The sequence below is a fragment of the Litoreibacter meonggei genome (assembly GCF_003663885.1).
GTDB classification, from domain to species: domain Bacteria; phylum Pseudomonadota; class Alphaproteobacteria; order Rhodobacterales; family Rhodobacteraceae; genus Litoreibacter; species Litoreibacter meonggei.
The window spans coordinates 1-18,996 of sequence record NZ_RCCE01000006.1 but is presented as its reverse complement, the minus strand read 5'-3'; the positions used below and the strand labels follow the sequence as shown (position 1 = coordinate 18,996).

Below are 18,996 nucleotides of genomic sequence, written 5' to 3'. Positions count from 1 at the left end.
CGTATGCCGAGCAACAGGACAGGGATAGCGAAGCATGCCCACGCGAGTAGCGACCAACGCCCAGTGCCATAGGCAATCCCGGCCAAGACTGGCAAGGCTGCCAATCCAAACCGTGTCATGGATCTTAATTCAAATATTTTCTTTGCCCGCACCCGTAGCAGTCCCATCGCTCACCCTTTCGCACTCTCACGAGGTGAACCTAGGGCCGCATGCTTTTCAGCGTGTTAATCAGCCGACAGCAAGTTTGGAGGGTTTTGCTCAATTTTTACCGGATCGCGGGTCAGCCCCGCAAAGTCGAACAGGTTCGGGTCCAGCAGATGCGAGGGATTGGTGTTGGTCAGCGCGCGGAACATCTTTTGCCGCCGTCCGGGCGATTTTTGCTCCCACATATCAAGCATTTGCTTGATATTCTGGCGTTGGAGCCCGTCTTGCGAGCCGCATAGATCGCACGGGATGATCGGGTAGTTCATGTCACGGGCGAAGCGTTCGCAATCGGCCTCCGAGACATAGGCGAGCGGGCGGTAGACGAAAACGTCGCCCTCCTCGTTCAGCAGCTTTGGCGGCATTGCCGACAGGCGGGAGCCGTGGAACAGGTTGAGAAAGAACGTCTCTAGAATGTCGTCACGGTGATGGCCCAACACGACAGCGGAGCAGCCCTCCTCGCGGGCGATTCTATAGAGGTTGCCGCGACGCAGGCGCGAGCAGAGCGCGCAATAGGTGCGGCCCGCTGGCACCTTGTCCTTCACGATGGAATAGGTGTCCTGATACTCGATGCGGTGTGGCACCCCCATCTTTTCAAGGAACTCCGGCAGCACCGTCGCGGGGAAGTTTGGCTGGCCCTGATCCAGGTTGCAGGCCAGAATTTCAACCGGCAGAAGGCCGCGCCATTGCAATTCGGTCAGCGCCGCGAGCAGGGTGTAGCTGTCCTTTCCGCCGGACAGGCAGACGAGCCATTTGGCACCACGCTCAACCATGCCGAAATCGTCGATCGCCTGACGGGTGTCGCGAATGATGCGTTTGCGCAGCTTTTTGAACTCGGTTGTCGAGGGGGCGCCGTGGAACAGCGCGTGAATGTCGTCGAGCGGCTCGTCGGGGGTGTCGGGTTTGTCCAGCATGGCGGTGTTTATAGGGTGGCGGCGGGGGCAAAGGAAGACGCATCTGACCGACCGGCGGCCAGTGTTTTGGTGTTTGGAGCGGGCACGGCTATAGTCGGGCAGACCCAAAGAGGATCGGAGGCCGCCGTGACGTTGTTCTTCTCCCGCCGTGCGTTGAATACCAAGACCAATACATTCACCAACAACATGTCCAGCCTGACGCGCTACGTGTCGGTTCAAGGACAGCGACCGGACGGGAAATGGTCGTCACATCTGTTGGACCGTGACGCCTTCGTCGCGGCCGCGCAGGCAGAAGCCCAAAGCGACGACGTGCTGATTTATATGCACGGGTTCAACACCAGACAGCGGGACATGCTGGCTCGGCACAAGCTGATCGAGGACGGATTGCGCGCGGAAGGGTATCGCGGCGCGGTTATCTCCTTCGACTGGCCAAGTCGGGGCAAAAGCACGGCATATGCTCGTGACCTGCGGATGGCGGGGAAGGTGGGGAAGTATCTGGTCGAAGGGGGCGTTTTGCCGCTGCTCGACTCGGCATGGAAGCCGCGCGTGCATTTGATGTGTCACTCGATGGGGGCGTTCATCACGCTGGACGGCTTCGCGCGGTTCGGAGATAGCAGCGGGTCCGGATCGGGGGCGTGGAAAGTGGACCAGATATTGCTGGCCTCGGGGGATGCGCATCGGCGCGACTTCGAGAAGGGGACAGCGGGGGCGTTGGTGTTGCAGCATCATTCGAGGCGGCTGACGAATTACTACTCGAACGACGATGAGGTGCTGACTTTGGCTGTGGTTTATCACGGCAAGCCGCGAGTCGGCTTGAGCGGGATGCCCGATCTGGTCTTTGCGGAGCATGTCGATTTGTATGCGACCGAGCGCTATCGCCACATCAAACCGACGTTTTCTGACAATACCGAGGCGCAGCTGTTTTCGCATCGCTGGTGGTTTGAGGATGCGCGGTTCTTGAGGGACGCAGCGTTGACTTTGGCAGGGGGTGCGGCGGACGCATTGCCGACGCGAACGCGCACCAATCTGGGGACGTTGGCTTTGAAGCCCTAATCCGGCACGTCGTCCACGCCCATGCCGCCCCACGGATTGCAGCGGGCGATACGTTTGGCGGCAAGCCAAGAGCCCTTGATGCCGCCATGCTTTTGCAGCGCTTCCAGCGCGTAGGCGGAACAGGTTGGGTCGTAGCGACAGTTGTGGCCGACCCACGGGCTGAACACGGCGCGGTAGCCGCGCACGGGCAGGGCGCATATCCATGCCAGCGGGGTCAATGATGTACCTTGGTGACGGCGCGTTTCAGGTCAGCGACCAGTTGGTCGAAGGGACGGGAGACGGTCTCGTTCGGGCGGCCTACCAGCACGTAGTCCCAGCCTTGCTTGGCCTCAACGCCTAGAACCAGCTTGGCGACCTCGCGCAAGCGGCGCTTGGCGCGGTTGCGGATGACGGCGTTGCCAATCTTCTTGGAACAGGTGTAGCCGACACGCGGGGCGTCGTCGTCATCGCGCTTGCGGGCTTGCAGCAAAAAGCCCGGTTGACCAGAGCGTTTGGCGCGGGCGGCGCGCAGGAAGTCGGCGCGTTTGCGCATGACCTCCAGACGAACGGAAGCCGCCGGTGGCGCATCCGCAACGCGGACGTCTTGTCCTGTTACGTGGGCCTCCGGCGGCATCTAAGTCAAAAGGAAGAAGAAGGGCGCTTACGCGCTCAGCTTCGTCCGGCCTTTCGCGCGGCGCGCGTTCAGGATTTTACGGCCAGCTTTGGTTGCCATGCGCGCACGGAAGCCGTGGCGGTGTTTGCGAACCAGGTTCGATGGTTGGAATGTACGTTTGCTCATGAGCGAGGCTCCTGCGGATCGGGGGGCAAATCCATCGTGGATTCGAACCCACATGTGTTCAGAGCCTGCGTCATAGACAGCCCTGCGTTCTGCGTCAACGGGCAAACCCGCCCATTTCTGCAACAATTGATCTGTATGTTGTAACCTACCTCGCGTCAAATGGCCATGAAGGGGGTATTTCCATCACCCTCGATCAAGCACCCGTGAGCGGTAGTATCCAACTCATAGGTTTTCGCCCAATAACGTGGCAGCAAGACCCTTAGGAAACCTGACGCATGGCGGACATGATGACTAACACCGAAAAATCGGCCTTTCAGAAGAAACTGCCGATTCTAATTATCGTCGCTGTGGCATTGCTGGGGGCGTTTACCTTGCGCGATTACCTGAGCTTTGATGCGCTGCGCGACAATCGCGAGGCCTTGATTGCCTTTCGCGACGCGAACTACCTATTGGCGGTGCTAGGTTTCATCGCCATTTACGTGGTGATCGTGGCTTTTTCGCTTCCGGGTGCTGCGATTGCCACGCTGACCGGCGGCTTCCTATTCGCGACCTTTCCGGGGTTTATCTACAATATCATCGGGGCCACTATCGGGGCCACGGCCATCTTTTCCGCGGCCCGGATGGGATTTGGCGACAAGCTGGCGGCCAAGATGGAGAGTAGCGAGGGGTTGGTGAAAAAGATTAAAGACGGAATCGATGAGAATCAGTGGTCCGTCTTGTTTCTGATCCGTCTGGTGCCTGCGGTGCCGTTCTTCGTGGCCAATCTGGTGCCTGCGCTGGTGGAGGTCCCGCTGCGCCGTTTCGTGATTTCGACCTTTTTCGGCATTATCCCCGGTTCCATCGTCTATACCTCGGTCGGCGCCGGGCTTGGCGAGGTGTTCGAGCGCGGTGATACGCCAAACTTAGGCATCATTTTCGAGCCGCATATTCTGCTGCCGATCCTTGGCCTTTGCGCGCTTGCGCTTCTGCCGATAATCCTCAAGGCCGTGCGCGGCAAAGAAGGTATTTGACCATGAACAAGATCAAAACCGACCTGCTGGTCATTGGTGCCGGTTCTGGCGGATTATCCGTAGCGGCAGGAGCGGTGCAGATGGGCGCCAAAGTGGTGCTTCTGGAAGACCATAAGATGGGGGGCGATTGCCTCAACTATGGCTGCGTGCCGTCCAAAGCGCTGATTGCGGCGGGCAAGCAAGCCCACGCTTTACGGCATGGATCGAAGTTTGGTGTGGCGGATGTAGTGCCTCAGATCAACTACGCGTCTGCAAAGGATCATGTGAATAACGTAATTTCAACGATTGCACCTGTTGACAGCGAAGAACGCTTTGAGGGTCTGGGGGTAACGGTGATCCGCGAGCGTGGACGGTTTACGGGCGAGAACACAGTTCAGGCAGGGGACATGGAAATCACTGCGCGGCGCATTGTTGTCGCGACCGGCTCATCGCCCTTTGTTCCGCCTATTCCGGGGCTTGAGAAGGTACCGTATTTGACTAACGAGAGTCTGTGGGACCTGCGCGAGTTGCCGGAGCACTTGTTGATAGTTGGCGGCGGGCCGATCGGGATAGAGATGGCGCAGGCGCATCTGCGCTTGGGCTCCAAGGTCACCGTAATCGAGGGGATGAAGGCAATGGGCAAAGACGACCCAGAGCTTGCTGCCATTGTGCTGGACCGGATGCGTGAAGAGGGCATGGTCATTGAGGAAGACGCGCTGGCCGAAGAGATTTCGGGTCGGGCGGGCGAGATTACTGTGAAGGCCAAAGACGGGCGTGTCTTCAAGGGCACGCATCTTTTGATGGCGGTGGGGCGCGCGGCGAACGTCAACGATCTGGATCTGGAGAAAGCGGGCGTCGCCTATTCCCGCAGTGGCATCGAGGTCGATACCTCAATGAAGACCACGAACAAAAAGGTCTATGCAATTGGTGACGTGGCGGGGCAGCTGCAGTTTACCCATGTGGCGGGCTATCATGCGGGTGTGGTGATCCGCTCCATCCTGTTCGGATTACCGTCAAAGGCCAAGCAAGGCCACATTCCGTGGGCTACCTATACTGATCCCGAACTGGCGCAGGTTGGCCTAACTGAAGCTCAAGCGCGTGAGGAACATGGGGATAAGGCCGAAGTATACCGTTTCCCGTTTCATGAAAACGATCGCGCAATCGCCGAAGGTAAAACCACGGGTCTGATCAAAGTCATGGTGGTAAAAGGGCGCCCGGTAGGGGCCTCCATTGTGGGTGCTAGCGCAGGGGATTTGATCGGCGTCTGGGCACTTGCCCTCGCAAATAGCCTGAAGATGAGCCAGATTGCAGGAATGATTGCGCCATATCCGACGCTTGGAGAGGTTAACAAACGCGCGGCGGGTGCCTATTTCTCCCCAAGACTATTTGAAAGCGATATGGTGAAGAAAGTTGTTGGATTTGTGCAAAAGTTCCTGCCCTAAACCTTACTTGCTGGAGACAGATGCGTGATTAATTCGCTCTCAGGTCGGTTCCTTTTGCTGACGATCATCTTTGTGATGATCGCGGAGGTGCTAATTTTCGTGCCTTCGGTGGCGCGGTTCCGGCAGGACTATCTTCTGGCGCGGCTGGAGAAGTCCCAGATTGCGTCCTTGTCTGTTCTGGCATCGCAAGATCAAAGCATAACGTCCGAATTGGCGCAGGAATTGCTGGACAATGCGGGCGTCTACAACGTGGTCTTGCGGCGTGATGCTGCCAGCCAACTGGTCCTGTCGTCGCCGGTGCCGGGACCAGTGACAACCATGGTGGATTTGCGCGAACCGTCAGCAGCTTATCTGATCGTTGGGGCAATGAAGCAGCTGTTTGACACGCAGGAAGGTGTCATTCGCGTAATTGGGTCGCCTACACGGGCTGCTGGCACCATGATCGAAGTTGCGATGCCGCAAGCCCCACTGAGGGCGGCGATGATTGACTATGGGCTGCGCGTTCTGGCGTTGTCGGCGGTTATCTCGATTATCTCTGCGGCGTTGTTGTTCTTCGCGGTGCGCCATTTCATGGTGCGTCCGATCAAACGTGTGGTCACCTCGATGGAAGCCTATGCGCTGGCGCCCGAAGATGCGCGACGGGTTATTCAGCCGACGTCGTCTATAACTGAATTGCGCGCGGCCGAGGATACGCTGGCGGAGTTGCAGACCCGTTTGACGGGCTCGCTCAAGCAAAAAGAGCGTCTGGCGCAACTTGGTGGGGCGGTGGCGAAGATCAGCCATGATCTTCGAAATATTCTGACCACTGCAACGCTATTGGCGGACCGGATGGAGCGCTCGGACGACCCGGCGGTGCAACGATCCGCGCCCAAGTTGGTGAATTCGCTTAGCCGCGCGGTCAATCTGTGCGAAGGGACGCTGGCTTTTGGACGAGTGGACGAGGCACCGCCGAAATTGGCAATGATACAAGTGCAAGACATTGTGGACGACGTATTGAAAAGCGAGCAATTGTCGACGTCGGGCGATATCAGTTTTGATTGGGATGTGCCTGCGCAAATGATGGTGCGCTGTGACGGGGAGCAACTGTACCGCATCCTTGGCAATCTGGTTCGCAACGCGCGACAGGCTTTGGAGGCCTCGGGCAAGCCCGGAATAATCGAAATTTTCGGTGACGAGGTTGCTGATGGATGGCGACTCACGGTGTCGGACAATGGACCAGGTTTGCCTCCAAAGGCCCGTGAGAACCTTTTTACCGCCTTTGAAGGCGGCGTCAGAAAGGGCGGCACGGGGTTAGGTTTGGCCATCGCCGCAGAGCTTGCGCGCGGACATGGCGGTGCGCTTAGTTTGGTGCAGTCTGATGAGAAGGGCACCGAATTCCAGCTGTTCTTGCCCAAGGAAAACGCCCTGTTCGGGCAAGCGGCCCAGTAGGTTTTCCAAGACATTTCCCCATATCTGCCAAGGTTTCGCCTGCATTGATCGCCATATTTCCCCTAAATATGAAGTGGGAAAATTCTGATCTAATGAGTAACTTCTATCGAAATGTAATTCTCGGCACGGCAGGCATGTTCATGTTGGTGATCATGGCGGGCTTTGCCATCACCGATCCTGAAGAGGCGCCGATGGTCTATGCATCGGTCGACAGCAATGGTGCAAAGACCGCCGAAGTCGGTGAGCGCACTCAAGACTTCGCGATGACGGCCAAAGGGGCTTATGCCACGGATGTCAGTTTCGTGGATAGCGTCCGCGCATGGTTTGGTGCGGATTTGGACGCAGAACGGCAGGCAGAACATCTCAAATCCGAGTTTCGCAAATTAGAGCTGCGCCGCAAGGGGCACAAAACCTTCAACACCCGCACCAAGGGCGTGTTGTACAATGGATCATAGATTGGGGCAGAGATGGTTACTAAAGTAGTTTGGAAGATGGCGCTGTTTAGTCTCAGTATCTTCATGCTGTTGTTGGTCTTGGGATTTGGTCGGGGAGACTATTCGACTGACAAAAACTACGGCACGTTCTCGGGGCAAGCAAAGATTGCAAAGCCGGGTGCTCGTGTCGCTGGCTTCAGATCTGTGGCACCTGAACCGGTGCCTGAAAAAACGTTCTGGGACACGGTTCGTGATACCACGGATGGGTGGTTCGGCGGCGGAAATATGGCGAGCGTCGGCAAAAGCGATGCGTCCAAAAGCGAGCTACAGAAGTTACAATCCCGTTCGAAACGCGAAAGAATGACAACGGCCATATCGTCGATGTAATGCGGCGATTATGAGGGTCATCCGTACGCTGTGATGTCTCTTGCCCTTACCATTTTCGGGCAGTGAGCTGAGTTTGCGACCACGACACATGATATACCAGAAGTGTATCCGGGGCCATCTGACACTCGGGCATTCGTTGGCGACGAAGTCGCGACGCGCGATCAGCCCGAATTGACTCCGCTCCAGAACCTTTGAATGCGCAATGGAATCCTTCCGCTCAAGGAACAACGTCTGGATCCTCCGATCGGAGGTGGGTCGAACTACGGCTTCCTCGATGCGTTCCGGATGAAGCAAATATTTCCAACTGACGATGCAGCAACCGAGCTGCTACGGATCAAACCTGGACCGTATTGCATCGGCGCAGGACTGCCAAAAAATGGCGAAACACGAGCTTCAAACAATGTTCTTTTGGGAACTAACTAAATTGGGCTTGCAATGACGGGGGGGCAAGGTTACATCGCCCTCAACCCGCGCGCTGGTAGCTCAGTTGGATAGAGTACTTGACTACGAATCAAGGGGTCGGGGGTTCGAATCCTCCCCAGCGCGCCATAAAATTCAAAGCCTTAGCGAGAAATCGCTGAGGCTTTTTTAGTTTTAGTCTCTTTTTAGTCTCTTAGATCGTGTACTTTTCTTGCGACGCAGGCCGACTGCAAGACTAGAAATTGAACTGCCATCGCAAGCCAACGTACTGACACGCAAAGACGAGCGCCGGAGCCTCCAAACAAAAACTGCCCCTCATTGGGCAGTTTCAAAGAACGTATTCTGGGACTATCCCATTGCGGCGGCCACCCTTTTTGGTGGACCATTGATCACTTCTTGCGCCAGCGCAATGGCTTCAAACAAGACCATGCTGCGGGGTTCAAAGTCGAAGATCCGGCGTTTGCGCACCGGCAGATGACCAGCCACTTCTGGGTATGTTGTGACCAGGGCTTCGGCCTCTTCATACTTGGACTGATACGTACGGGGTCGCGGAACATCGACGTCTAGCACACCGTTGTGGCTGGCTAGTTTAGCTAGCGATCGAATGAGTGCTTTGGCTTTGTCACCCTTGCGGCAAGTTGAGACCGTGCAGTCTTCCGTCACCACTACGTCCGGTCGCAACTCATTGATCAGCCCTTGCACAAAACCAACCAACTCATTGCCAGAGCGCACCGCTTGCACGGTGATGCCCCAGTCTTGCAGCTTGCCGCCGCTTAGAAACACGTAGCCCGCCTTGCCAGAAGCGACGGCAATCGCCAGCACACTAAGCGCCGCCATACTCGATTTGGCTTTTTAGCCGTTTGCGCAAACGCTCAAGCGACCTCGTCCGGTTAAAGGTATGTGCTGATGGCTTGATGACCTTTGGCAGACGTCCCAGCCGCTTGTGCAACACACGCTGCCGCTCGGCCAACAGCTCGCCAAAGAAGCTTTCAAACGACTTGCCATAGAGCAGCGACAGCTCAATGATTTGCTCGAGATTAGGCCGTTTTAGACCGAGCTCAAGATCAGACACCAGTGACTGGTGTCCAGACAGCAGATGGGCCACATCTGCCTGGGTATAGCCCGCCTTCCTGCGAGCAAGGCGCAGGTCGAGGGCAAATTGGGTACTCATAGACTTTTTTGGTTATTTAGTAATCGTCTAGAGCTTCAGTCTATGGTGAGAGAACGCGACACTCTAGCAGGCAGAATATCGCGAGAAACTATACGGTGACTGGGTATAGGGAAGCGGACGAACACATTGATGATCAATCGGGGCTTCATGGTCCAGAATGCGGGCTGCATTCTGGCGACAAACGCCCGTCTATCACCAAGGATCAATCCAAAATGGTCAATGCTGATCGGCTGCGCTCGGAAAGCGACTGATGCAAACAACCATAAGTGAAGCGGCTGACCTCACTACAAGCTGTCTACGTCTTGACGTAATATCGAGCCAAATCTTGCAGTTATTTCACGATATGCGACAAAAACGCTGCTCCGACTAGGAGCAGCGCTTCTTTAGAAGAGCTTGAGTTGACGACTGTCTTCTAGGTATCGCAGCCACGCTTTGTCGGTGGCGGCCTGATCAAGCAGTTCTGACACAAACTCCTGAACCGCAGCATCACTCGCAAACGACATACTAGGTACGAAGATTGATCGATAGCCCGTCTCTGTCACCGGCAACCGATCTTTGCATCGCAGTTCAATGTGCCACGGACAGCCCGTTAGCCAGTGGGCTTGGTGCGCAACATCGACCTGACGATCACACCAGACAAATGTGAAGGTTTGATATCCCGCTGCCATCAGTATTCGCTCGCCAGCATGATGGTCAGGACGCGGTGGGTGAGCGCCTCATTGGCTGGGTTCGTGGACCCCTGCTTCAGATCTGGATCATAGTAGTCGATTTTGAAGAAGACTTTCTGACCTTCAATCGAAACCGCCCCAAAATCATGCTCACCCCACGGATCGTTTTCTTCCGAGAAATCCGTGAAGGATTGCACGGCCTCAATTGCAGTCCGCAGGAACGCATCACCCGCAGCTTTGATGCCGCTGGTGACCACGACGGTGCCGTTGCCTCCAAGTGTCCTGAAACGGTCATTGAGCTCGCGCACCCGTTTGTTCTGCAGGGCGTCAGCAGGCATCCAATCGAGCTTGGTCTCACCCTCACACTGGTGACAGTGTTCGGCATCAAACACCTGCTCTAGCTCCCACAACCCGCTCTCGCGGTTGAAGCAAGCCCAGGCGTCTTTGGCGACCCGTTCTGAGCCGCAGGTGCGGCAGATTGGAACACTGTTGATCGTCTCTGGGGTGGTTTCCGGTTTCTGGTTCATCGTTCATCTCCTTTCGATAGGGCGCGTCCAAGCGGAATGCTTGGGCGGGCCCGACGAAAGGCGATGCGGGAAAGAACTGATCTGGTTTCATGATGCCAGACTGACTCTGCGCAACAAAGCAGTCACTATATCGCCAAGGGTGATATCCAACCTGCTAGTCGTTCATTGCTGATCGCGCGATCATCAGCCCATGCAAACAAATGACAAATATACACTTGGGCTGGCATATCGTCGCTATCATCCACCTGGGCCGTTTGGCCTAGAGACCAAAGACCGCCTGCAGCATTTGTATGTTATCGGGCAGACGGGCACTGGAAAGTCCACTTTGCTGCACAACCTCGCCCTGCAAGATGCGCAGAGTGGCACCGGCTTTTGCCTGATCGACCCGCATGGCGACTTAGCGGAAAACCTGCACCGAGATCTGTCTGTCCCACACAAGTATTGGGACGTGTCCGATCCAGCTTGTCCGCTCGGGTATAATCCGCTCGCTAAGGTCTCGGCCCTGCATCGGCCACTGGTGGCCTCAGGGCTGATTGAAACGCTAAAAAAGCAGTGGCCTGATGCCTGGGGCGCACGGATGGAGCATATCTTGCGGTTCTCGCTTCTAGCCCTGCTTGAGCAACCAGAGGCTGACCTGCGCGATGTGCTCAAACTTCTCACCTATAAGGGGTTCAGACGACAGGTGGTTGACCGTATCACCGATCCGCAAGTGCAGTTCTTCTGGAAGACCGAATTCCCTGCGATGAACTACCAAGGCAGCGCGGACGGGGTTGCACCGATCGCAAACAAACTGGGGGCGTTCCTGGCTCAGCCAGCGGTGCGGACGGCCTTGTGCGAACCCGACGAGCTGCTGCGGTTTCGACACATGATGGACACGGGACAGGTTTTGATTGTGAACCTGGCCAAAGGGCGGCTGGGGGCTGACATCACCAACATTCTGGGCGGTCTGATCACCTCAACCATCATGCTCGCCGCCTCTACCCGACACGGCCTGCCCGAACCCGCCCGCCGTCCCTTCTTTCTCTATGTCGATGAATTCCCGAACCTCACCACCAAGTCCTTCGCGGACATGCTGTCTGAAGCCCGCAAATACGGCTTGGGGTTGGTGTTAGCCCACCAGTACCTGTCCCAGACCGATAATGACGTTGCAGACGCCGTGTTTGGGAATGTGGGGAACTTGGTGGCGTTTCGGGTGGGGGCGAAGGACGCACCCCTGCTGGCGCGGTTGATGCCGAACTTTGCGGTGCACGATTTGCAGAACCAGCCCAACTATCGTGCAGCGGTGCAGGTCATGCATCGAGGGCAGCGGTTGGTGCCATTCTCGGCGTCGATGTATTCACCATATCGCGGTGGGGGATGAGGTGGCTGCTAGGACAGAGAAAATATCTGACTATCATTGAGCAATGAAACATGATGAACATTTGGAACGGCACCTCATGCATTGCAAAGAAGTCTTCGAGCTTCTCAAAAGCACAGGGCAATGGCCGTGGTCGGATTCGCAAAATCCTGAGGATTTGGTAGAGTCCGAAGATACAAACGCAAATTCATGAAACCCTGTTTTGGATACATTCGGGTTTCAACGGTGAGGCAAGGCGATGGTGCCTCCCTTGAAGCCCAAAAAGATGCAATCACGGGTTTTGCGAGTCAGAACAACATCGAAATCGTAGAGTGGTATGAGGAGCGGGAGACGGCGGCCAAAGCTGGCCGTCCACTTTTTGATGCCATGATGACCCGCCTCAAACGCGGCGACGCTGAGGGCCTCATCATGCACAAGATCGACCGCTCGTCTCGGAACTATGCGGACTGGGCCCGATTGGACGAGGTGTCTCAGCTGGGGGTGAAAATTCACTTTGCAGCCGACAGCCTGGATTTTGATAGCCGTGGTGGGCGTCTCCTAGCGGACATCCAGATGGCCCTCGCCGCCGACTACAGCCGCAACCTTAGCCTTGAGGTGAAGAAGGGATTGTACGGGCGATTGAAGCAGGGGATATATCCATACCGAGCACCCCTTGGGTATCTCGACACGGGTGGCGGCAATCTCAAAGCGATTGACCCGATCAAAGGACCGCTCGTGCGCACTTTGTTCGAACTCTACGGGTCTGGCGAATACTCAATCACCAGCTTAACCGCCGAAATGCAACGCCGTGGCCTCAAAGGCTATGGTGAGCGTCTGGTGGTGCGGCGTAATGTCGATGCAATTCTCAATAATCCATTTTATTGCGGCAAGATGAAGGGTGGTGGGAACCTATACGACGGGAAGCATGAACCTCTTATTACTACCGGCCAGTTCAGACGAATTGCCGAAGTGAAAGCAGATCGGGTGCAAAAGAGGGCGACCAAGCATCGGCTGTTGTTCCGCCGCCTTCTGCGATGTGTAAACTGCCAACGGCTACTTACTGGGGAGCGACAAAAAACCCACATCTACTACCGCTGCCACACAGCAGATTGTCAGCAGCGTACAGCCAGAGAAGACGCGCTAGAGGAGCAGTTTCTTCGGGCATTTCAGCACGTTCAGATATGTTCGAAGGACAAGGAAACCATCGCCAATCATGTACAGGCGTGGTTGGTGGATACTGGCCGCAAGGACATGCAGAAGTCCTTGCAACTCCGTCTAGCGGACACGAAGACGAGGCAGGACCGCCTCACTGATTTGCTAGTTGATGGAGCGATAGAAAAACCAGACTATGACGTACGCAAACAGAACTACGACTTTGAACTGAAGCAATTGCGAGAGGAATTGGCCGCCATTGAAAAGCAGCGGACAGATCAAGAAGATGTTGTCCAACTGATTGAATTCGCCACAAATCTATCCCGTTTGTATAGTGCGACACCAAAGCCCAAGAAGCGAGCAATGATCAAGAACTGCTTTGAAACGGTCTGCGTCGTTGATGGCGTTCTAGCAGCAACCCCTGCTAGCTGGTTGGTTGAGCTCAAGTCGGTAGGGGCCGCAAGTAAACCAGACCAAACGCCGATGACGAGCAACGTCTTTGCCGCGCTCGGAAATTCTGAAGTTCGATCTCTACAAGCAATCGACAAGCAATCGGGATCTGCTGGGCTGGACACGAGAGAAAGGTAGTGCATTTCTCGACAAAGCCGACCGTTAGCAGCCCTTCACCCACCTCCGCGATGCTACGGCATTCCATCGAGCCGGACTTTCGCTGCAACTGCAAAATTAGCGTTGGCCGAATTCACACAATGCGGGACTTTGCTACCTTTTGCTGCATCAGCTCCAATGGCGGTTTTGGGGTATCTGATCGCGATGATCGAGCGACTGATTTGAAAGAGAATTGGGATAAATGGCGATAGCGCCTCTTGAAGACAAGCGTCCCAGTGGTTTTTGGAAAGCGCTTCTTAAGCGTTAGTAGTCACCTAGCTCAGCAACCACATCTAAAGACAAAACCTCTTTTTAAAGAATCCACGTTTTTCTATGAGCCATCTCGACAAGAGATCCAATTTTCAAGGACGGTATGTCTGTGTTATAAAAAACCTGTATGTCTGGACCTTCCCTTGATAAAAATGACGATAGTTTAGAAAGAAAATCACCTTCAGAACGTCTTTTCCAAGACGGCCAATCGGGAGACGAAACCTCGAAATCTCGGCAGAAAAAAAACAAAAAGCTTGGTAGGCGGTCATCTTCATGCATCTGAAGCCAATCAACATCATTGGCTAGGTCAGTCTCCAAATCCAGACTTTCAGGTAGCCCGCGTTCAATTTTGTCTCTGACGTAGGCGACAATTTCTCTTGATAGGTCTTGGGTCATCTATCTAAAAACCCAGTTGAGTAGCAAGATGACATGCATTGAAGAACTTGGCTATCGCGCCTAATGACTTGGGTGCCTACGATAGCACCGCCTACAACTGCCCCTATAGGACCTATACGACCCACAACAGTTCCCACCCGATTTGAAGTCTGCAATGGCGCTTTTGCTGTAGGCGCAGGTAAACGCACATTTCCAGGAATTCTCGTATTTCCAAACGCTTGGCGCGCAGCAATAGATGCGGGAGATGTTCCGGGTGTACTGCCTTTGAACTTACCCCTAGTCGGAATGCTATTTGTGCCCGCTGCAACTCCTCCTACGACAGCGACACTTGCCCCTATGGCAGAAGTTTGCCCCGGTCCTGGCACCATCGCCTCACAGCTTGCATCGCAAACGAGACTACGTTGTTCAAACTGTTCGCCAAGATCACGGATATTCGCAAGTGCTTCTTTACGTGAAATTTCACTATTTTGCGGGCCTATTTTTCCACTTGCTACCGCCTCTAAGTACTTCTGAGTACTTCTATAACGACCAGGACCTGACGAAAGATGACCGATACTTTTGTCAATGATTATACCATCGGTCACACCATCAAGGTCTCTATTTTGCATCTCAGCTTCTTCACGGGCAGCACCTTCTTCACTAAAGTCATAATCCCCAGGTGCTTTAGAAAAATCATTTCCAAGGGGATCAAAATTATTAATCGGATCATTACCTGAGTATGCATATCGGTTTGTTCCGACGCCTGGCTGGGTAACTTCATACCAATCTGGCTGTATCCACATTGCATTAGCTTGGACTGCGAACAGCGCAAGGATCGCAGTAAGGATTATTCTGTTCAAAACATGGGTCATGTAAATAGCTTTCTCAAAATCGTCTAATGCAGTGATGCTAACCTAGCGTTGCACTGGCCGCCAGCCCAAAGACTCAGCCTTGTCAAAGCCGCTTTGATTGACCTGTTGCAGGTATGATAAATAGGCTTTCTGGTCTTCTGGCACGTCCTGCACATTGGGATACGGATCATAGAACTTCGACTTGAGCAGATAATAGGCTGAGGTGGATTTCTTCACCATCGCATAGGCAAAGTTTGGGTAATGATCGAGCACGATGTCCGCGACAGCCATGGCATCCTGATAGCGGCCTTGGCTGTTGAGGTTCTCAACGACCACCACCGCGATCACAGCAACCGTCTCCTCGCGGGTGAGCGGCGTCATGAACACTTGGTTCACCACAGAAGCCTCCGTGATCGGCAGGAGTTTTTTGTAGTGGCTGTCGCGCGCACGGCCAGCCCCGCTGGTGGTTTCCAGATTATGCGTCACGCCCTGATCGTCAGTGAACTTCACGAACACATGCAACGGCGCCGTGGCGGGCGTTACATCCAGCCCCAGCCTTTGACCAAGGATAATGAACAAGAACGGCATGGTGATGCAGTTGCCCCTGCGATCCTGAATGTAATCAGCCAAAAGCTTGTTACGGACATCGAGCCCATAAGGATCATCGTGATCATAGCTGAAGGCGCGATTGTCATTCCACGGGCCGGCCTCGTAGATGAACTTGCGGATTGTCTCGACCTTGGCCCAGCTGTCAGCGTTGCGCGGCAACATCCGCTCAATAGTTGCAACCATCCAGTCAATCTCAGCGAGCTGCTTATCTACGTTGATCGTCGGATCGATCAGGCGGTCGACCTCGATTTTCACACGGGCCAAATCGAGAACGTCCATGTCTTGCTCAAACAACGATTTTACACTGGATCGGATATCGGCCATGGCCGAGGTCGAAAACGCTAACAGTATAAACACCATGAAAACAAAACGCATAGGAAATTCCTGAAAAACAATTTCTGCGAAGCTGACATGCTGTTGCCAGCAACTCAAGAGCGGACATTTAGACACCAAGCAGCATCGGTAACTATGGGCTCACTGCCGCCATTTGATCGGTTGCTGCATGCTTGGCTGCAGGCTGGACTGCCCACCGAAAGGTCGGCCCAAAGCCGACGTTGTAGAAGTCGCGTTGTGCTGCGCTGCGTCGTTCCCAAAGCGGCCATTCAATGAGTTCAATAGCCTGAGAGGCTTGACCTCGATGTTCGTTTCGTTGACCCATAGTTTATGACGAAACCTGAAACAGCAAATAGATGGACGGTTAGTGCGATTGCTCTTCTGATCGCAGTCATCGGCAATTTACTTCAACTAATTATTGGTTTTAATAGAGGGACAAACACCGGCGAGAACATAGTGTCTCAGTACAAAAACTTTGATGCCCAAGGAATCTACTTCTTTGTAGGGAAATGCGAAGATCAGGCCGCGCTCCTCCAGTCGCATGACGCGGTGATTGTGGGGATATTTCCGATGTTCTTCGCGGAATCAATCGTTCTCGCGTTAGGCACTGCCTTTTGCTTTCTTGTATTAAACGTCACGCGCAGCTTTGAGTTCAGCCGTACCATAGTTTTGTCGGGACTTACATTGTCCTCGGCGCTGCTAGTTCTGGATCAAGGACGTTATCTGTACACATCCATTTTGGACGCAGACAAGCTATTCTTTACTTGGAGCAGCTATTGCATCAACGGCACATGGGGCTGGGTGTTTGACCTTGTTGGCTACCTAGGATTCTACTTGCTTCTTGCCCTTGCAATTTCAGGATATCTTGCTTCCTTAACGGATTTTAGGGCGATAGACTGGAATGAAGCGACCACATCCGCTCAAGAGTTTGTTAACAAGCCGCTTGTTGCGTTAGACGCTACTCTTTCTTGGTTAACCTATTTCGCCTACGCATATCTTCTAATTTGGCTCGTCTTCTCCGGAATAACGCCCAATGCGAGCAAATTATATGCAGCGCAAGTTGTGATAATATTTGCGGTCATTTTTGCTTTCTATTTTGTTACGGTCTGGTCTCTTGCTCGTTCGTATTTCCAAATCGAGAAACTTAAACCAAACTTCAAACAGAATCCGATTGCAGACCTTTATGCTCCCCACGGTACTAGGCTTGTTGAAATCTTCATCAAACTCTCTCTACCAGCTGTCCTATTTCTAAGCGTGTGGTTTGACTGGCTGAAAGGTCTACTCAGCTTTCTTCAGGGATAGCGGCATATTTTTGGAAATTAATGGATTCTACTACTGTTTTGTTACGACTTCCTCCAAACAGCCACTGACACGCGGTCCGGAAATTTCATTCCTCCGCAAAGCTATAAGGCAGGACAATCCCAAAGGTTGGACATTGCCAAATCTGTTTTCATGTCGTTTTGTGAATTCCCATTAGTCTATCAAGAACGATTGGAGACCACCATTGCCACAAGTCCGCAAACCGCCGGTTCAACCCTCAACGCGGCGTCTCGTCGTTTGTTGTGATGGAACAGGCAATGAGATTGCAGAAACCGAATCCAACGTGCTTAAGTTTTATCGCTGCGTCAAACAAACGGAGGATCAAGTCGTTTTCTACGACCCAGGTGTTGGGACAATTAGTGATGGTGGTGCTTGGCGGGCATGGAAGAACAAATCACGCGGCGTGTTTGGATTGCTTACTGGCTATGGACTGGATGACAATATCGTCGAAGCCTACCGATTTTTAGTTAAGAATTGGCGGCCCGGCGATGAAATCTGGCTGTTTGGGTTCAGCCGCGGTGCTTACACTGTGCGGGTGTTGGCGGCATTTATTCGTACAGTAGGGCTGCTCGCGCCACATCAAAACCATCTGATCCAATACGCTCTGACGACTTACAAGCGTTCCGAGACAAACCAAATGCCGGCGCTTGCATATCGGCTCAATGAGACACTCCGTACGGCGCGTCCAACTATTCACTTTTTGGGGTGCTGGGATACAGTTGGATCAGTGATCATTCCACGACCAGATAGGTTATACTTTCCATCAATTGAAGACTTGCCGGGAGTTGAGAAGAACGATGCCGTCGAAGTTTTCAGACATGCACTCGCAATTGATGAGCGCCGCCGAATGTTTCGCCCAACTCCGTGGCAAGCCGATCAACTGTTTCGGCCAAATCCTTTCCTGAAAGATGACCACTCATTAGTCATCAAACAGGACTCAAAGGAAATGTGGTTCGCTGGCGTTCACGGTGATGTTGGCGGTGGGTATCCGGAGGAGAAGAGCGGTGCAGCGAAATTTCCTTTGGCTTGGATGGTCGAAGAGGCTGATGCCAAAGGCCTGAAATTCAGGAACCGCATGGTTAAGCATCTGGTGAATGGCGACTTGCCGAAAAACACGACTAGATATTACGCACCGCCAAACGTAGCAGCTCCACTAAACAAATCGCTTATCGGTCTATGGTGGGTACTTGAGTTTCTCCCACGCCTACGCAGCCTAGGCAAAAGTAGCAACAGTTTCTGGGGGAAGCTATTTCCATTGGGCGAAAGCAGACAACGTCCAGGATCAGCGGAGATACACCCTTCCGCCACTGCTCGTGCCGATCAAACTGAGTACAAACTATAAACGACCCAAACCTTCCTTCTGATTGGATATCCCCATGCTGCACTTGCAGCCCTAATTGCGGACTTTGGTCGGCGGAAGTCAAACCCTAGGCTTTGGAATAAGCCGAAATTTATTCACCCAAAGAGATTGCAATCGTGCCACTGCATCATCACTTTAAGTTGAACATGTTTAGATTAAGAGGATTTTGATGAATACTCATTCAGACGTTGGATACGGGTACAACATTGCAATTGAAAAATTGGCCGAAGAGTTGGCAGTACCGCAAGATCGCTTCGATCAAGCTGAAAGTCGATACTGTCCGTCGTCAGAGTTTTTGGAACCAAGAGCTGCTTAATCTAAGAGAGAGTTTGGCTCATCTGGTTGCTGTGATTATGCGGCGTGCTGGCAGTG

At 53.8% G+C, this 18,996-nt stretch carries 21 protein-coding genes and 1 tRNA gene; 11 read left to right on the top strand and 11 right to left on the bottom strand.

Annotated elements, in window-relative coordinates:
- Positions 1-224: 224 nt before the first annotated feature.
- Positions 225-1,115, bottom strand: a complete 891-nt coding sequence (gene ttcA, locus BCF46_RS16115) for a tRNA 2-thiocytidine(32) synthetase TtcA (protein ID WP_121026710.1) — start codon at positions 1,113-1,115, stop codon at positions 225-227.
- Here ttcA and BCF46_RS16110 point away from each other — a divergent pair.
- Entirely contained in the window at positions 1,056-2,168 is a 1,113-nt protein-coding gene (locus BCF46_RS16110; protein ID WP_147436012.1) for an alpha/beta hydrolase, read from the top strand. The genes ttcA and BCF46_RS16110 overlap by 60 nt on opposite strands.
- On the opposite strand, the gene yidD is transcribed toward BCF46_RS16110, so the two are convergent.
- Genes yidD through rpmH form a run of 3 tightly spaced genes read right to left on the bottom strand, consistent with a single transcriptional unit; the run spans position 2,165 to position 2,946 of the window.
- On the bottom strand, positions 2,165-2,386 hold the full coding sequence (gene yidD / locus BCF46_RS16105) for a membrane protein insertion efficiency factor YidD (protein WP_021101917.1): 222 nt from the start codon (positions 2,384-2,386) through the stop codon (positions 2,165-2,167). The two genes, BCF46_RS16110 and yidD, sit on opposite strands and share 4 nt — an antisense overlap.
- Positions 2,383-2,781, bottom strand: a complete 399-nt coding sequence (gene rnpA, locus BCF46_RS16100) for a ribonuclease P protein component (RefSeq protein ID WP_121026705.1) — start codon at positions 2,779-2,781, stop codon at positions 2,383-2,385. The genes yidD and rnpA overlap by 4 nt, the downstream gene beginning before the upstream one ends.
- A 27-nt stretch (positions 2,782-2,808) precedes the next feature.
- Positions 2,809-2,946, bottom strand: coding sequence for a 50S ribosomal protein L34 (rpmH, locus tag BCF46_RS16095; protein WP_073142323.1), 138 nt, complete (start codon positions 2,944-2,946; stop codon positions 2,809-2,811).
- Positions 2,947-3,233: 287 nt separating this feature from the next.
- On the opposite strand from rpmH, the gene BCF46_RS16090 reads away from it, so the two are divergent.
- From BCF46_RS16090 to BCF46_RS16065, 6 genes are all read left to right on the top strand, one after another.
- A complete protein-coding gene (locus BCF46_RS16090) occupies positions 3,234-3,956 on the top strand; it encodes a TVP38/TMEM64 family protein (protein WP_245990204.1) in 723 nt (240 codons plus the stop codon).
- 2 nt (positions 3,957-3,958) lie between these two features.
- On the top strand, positions 3,959-5,377 hold the full coding sequence (locus BCF46_RS16085; protein ID WP_121026699.1) for a dihydrolipoyl dehydrogenase family protein: 1,419 nt from the start codon (positions 3,959-3,961) through the stop codon (positions 5,375-5,377).
- A 24-nt stretch (positions 5,378-5,401) separates the two neighbouring features.
- Entirely contained in the window at positions 5,402-6,805 is a 1,404-nt protein-coding gene (locus BCF46_RS16080; RefSeq protein ID WP_121026695.1) for a sensor histidine kinase, read from the top strand.
- 92 nt (positions 6,806-6,897) lie between these two features.
- Positions 6,898-7,260, top strand: a complete 363-nt coding sequence (locus BCF46_RS16075) for a hypothetical protein (protein ID WP_121026692.1) — start codon at positions 6,898-6,900, stop codon at positions 7,258-7,260.
- A 12-nt stretch (positions 7,261-7,272) separates the two neighbouring features.
- Positions 7,273-7,626, top strand: a complete 354-nt coding sequence (locus BCF46_RS16070; RefSeq protein ID WP_147436011.1) for a hypothetical protein — start codon at positions 7,273-7,275, stop codon at positions 7,624-7,626.
- A 472-nt stretch (positions 7,627-8,098) separates the two neighbouring features.
- Positions 8,099-8,175: transfer RNA gene (locus tag BCF46_RS16065), tRNA-Arg, on the top strand.
- Positions 8,176-8,394: 219 nt separating this feature from the next.
- On the opposite strand, the gene BCF46_RS16060 is transcribed toward BCF46_RS16065, so the two are convergent.
- The 4 genes from BCF46_RS16060 to BCF46_RS16045 all read right to left on the bottom strand — a co-directional run bounded on the left by BCF46_RS16060 (position 8,395) and on the right by BCF46_RS16045 (position 10,412).
- Positions 8,395-8,883: a hypothetical protein gene (locus tag BCF46_RS16060; protein ID WP_121026687.1), complete on the bottom strand. Its 489-nt coding sequence runs from the start codon at positions 8,881-8,883 to the stop codon at positions 8,395-8,397.
- Positions 8,870-9,217 carry a helix-turn-helix transcriptional regulator gene (locus BCF46_RS16055; protein ID WP_121026684.1) on the bottom strand — a complete coding sequence of 116 codons (348 nt, stop codon included), beginning with the start codon at positions 9,215-9,217 and terminating at the stop codon, positions 8,870-8,872. Before BCF46_RS16055 ends, BCF46_RS16060 begins: the two co-directional genes overlap by 14 nt.
- A gap of 383 nt (positions 9,218-9,600) precedes the next feature.
- Positions 9,601-9,885: a hypothetical protein gene (locus BCF46_RS19810; protein WP_121026681.1), complete on the bottom strand. Its 285-nt coding sequence runs from the start codon at positions 9,883-9,885 to the stop codon at positions 9,601-9,603.
- Positions 9,885-10,412: a DUF3768 domain-containing protein gene (locus BCF46_RS16045; protein ID WP_121026678.1), complete on the bottom strand. Its 528-nt coding sequence runs from the start codon at positions 10,410-10,412 to the stop codon at positions 9,885-9,887. The genes BCF46_RS19810 and BCF46_RS16045 overlap by 1 nt, the downstream gene beginning before the upstream one ends.
- A 190-nt stretch (positions 10,413-10,602) precedes the next feature.
- Here BCF46_RS16045 and BCF46_RS16040 point away from each other — a divergent pair, with 190 nt between their 5' ends.
- Complete coding sequence (locus BCF46_RS16040) at positions 10,603-11,772, top strand: type IV secretory system conjugative DNA transfer family protein (protein ID WP_121026675.1); 1,170 nt, start codon at positions 10,603-10,605, stop codon at positions 11,770-11,772.
- 186 nt (positions 11,773-11,958) lie between these two features.
- Positions 11,959-13,488 carry a recombinase family protein gene (locus BCF46_RS16035; RefSeq protein WP_121026672.1) on the top strand — a complete coding sequence of 510 codons (1,530 nt, stop codon included), beginning with the start codon at positions 11,959-11,961 and terminating at the stop codon, positions 13,486-13,488.
- Between the two features lie 330 nt (positions 13,489-13,818).
- Here the strand turns inward: BCF46_RS16035 and BCF46_RS19880 are convergent, their stop codons facing one another.
- Genes BCF46_RS19880 through BCF46_RS16020 form a run of 3 tightly spaced genes read right to left on the bottom strand, consistent with a single transcriptional unit; the run spans position 13,819 to position 15,986 of the window.
- Entirely contained in the window at positions 13,819-14,172 is a 354-nt protein-coding gene (locus tag BCF46_RS19880) for a hypothetical protein (protein ID WP_211332832.1), read from the bottom strand.
- A complete protein-coding gene (locus BCF46_RS19635) occupies positions 14,169-15,023 on the bottom strand; it encodes an STM2901 family protein (protein WP_147436010.1) in 855 nt (284 codons plus the stop codon). The genes BCF46_RS19880 and BCF46_RS19635 overlap by 4 nt, the downstream gene beginning before the upstream one ends.
- A 42-nt stretch (positions 15,024-15,065) precedes the next feature.
- On the bottom strand, positions 15,066-15,986 hold the full coding sequence (locus tag BCF46_RS16020) for a transglutaminase family protein (protein WP_121026664.1): 921 nt from the start codon (positions 15,984-15,986) through the stop codon (positions 15,066-15,068).
- 288 nt (positions 15,987-16,274) lie between these two features.
- On the opposite strand from BCF46_RS16020, the gene BCF46_RS16015 reads away from it, so the two are divergent.
- Both BCF46_RS16015 and BCF46_RS16010 read left to right on the top strand, forming a co-directional pair.
- On the top strand, positions 16,275-17,246 hold the full coding sequence (locus BCF46_RS16015) for a hypothetical protein (protein WP_121026661.1): 972 nt from the start codon (positions 16,275-16,277) through the stop codon (positions 17,244-17,246).
- 202 nt (positions 17,247-17,448) lie between these two features.
- On the top strand, positions 17,449-18,606 hold the full coding sequence (locus BCF46_RS16010) for a DUF2235 domain-containing protein (RefSeq protein WP_121026658.1): 1,158 nt from the start codon (positions 17,449-17,451) through the stop codon (positions 18,604-18,606).
- Positions 18,607-18,996 lie beyond the last annotated feature (390 nt).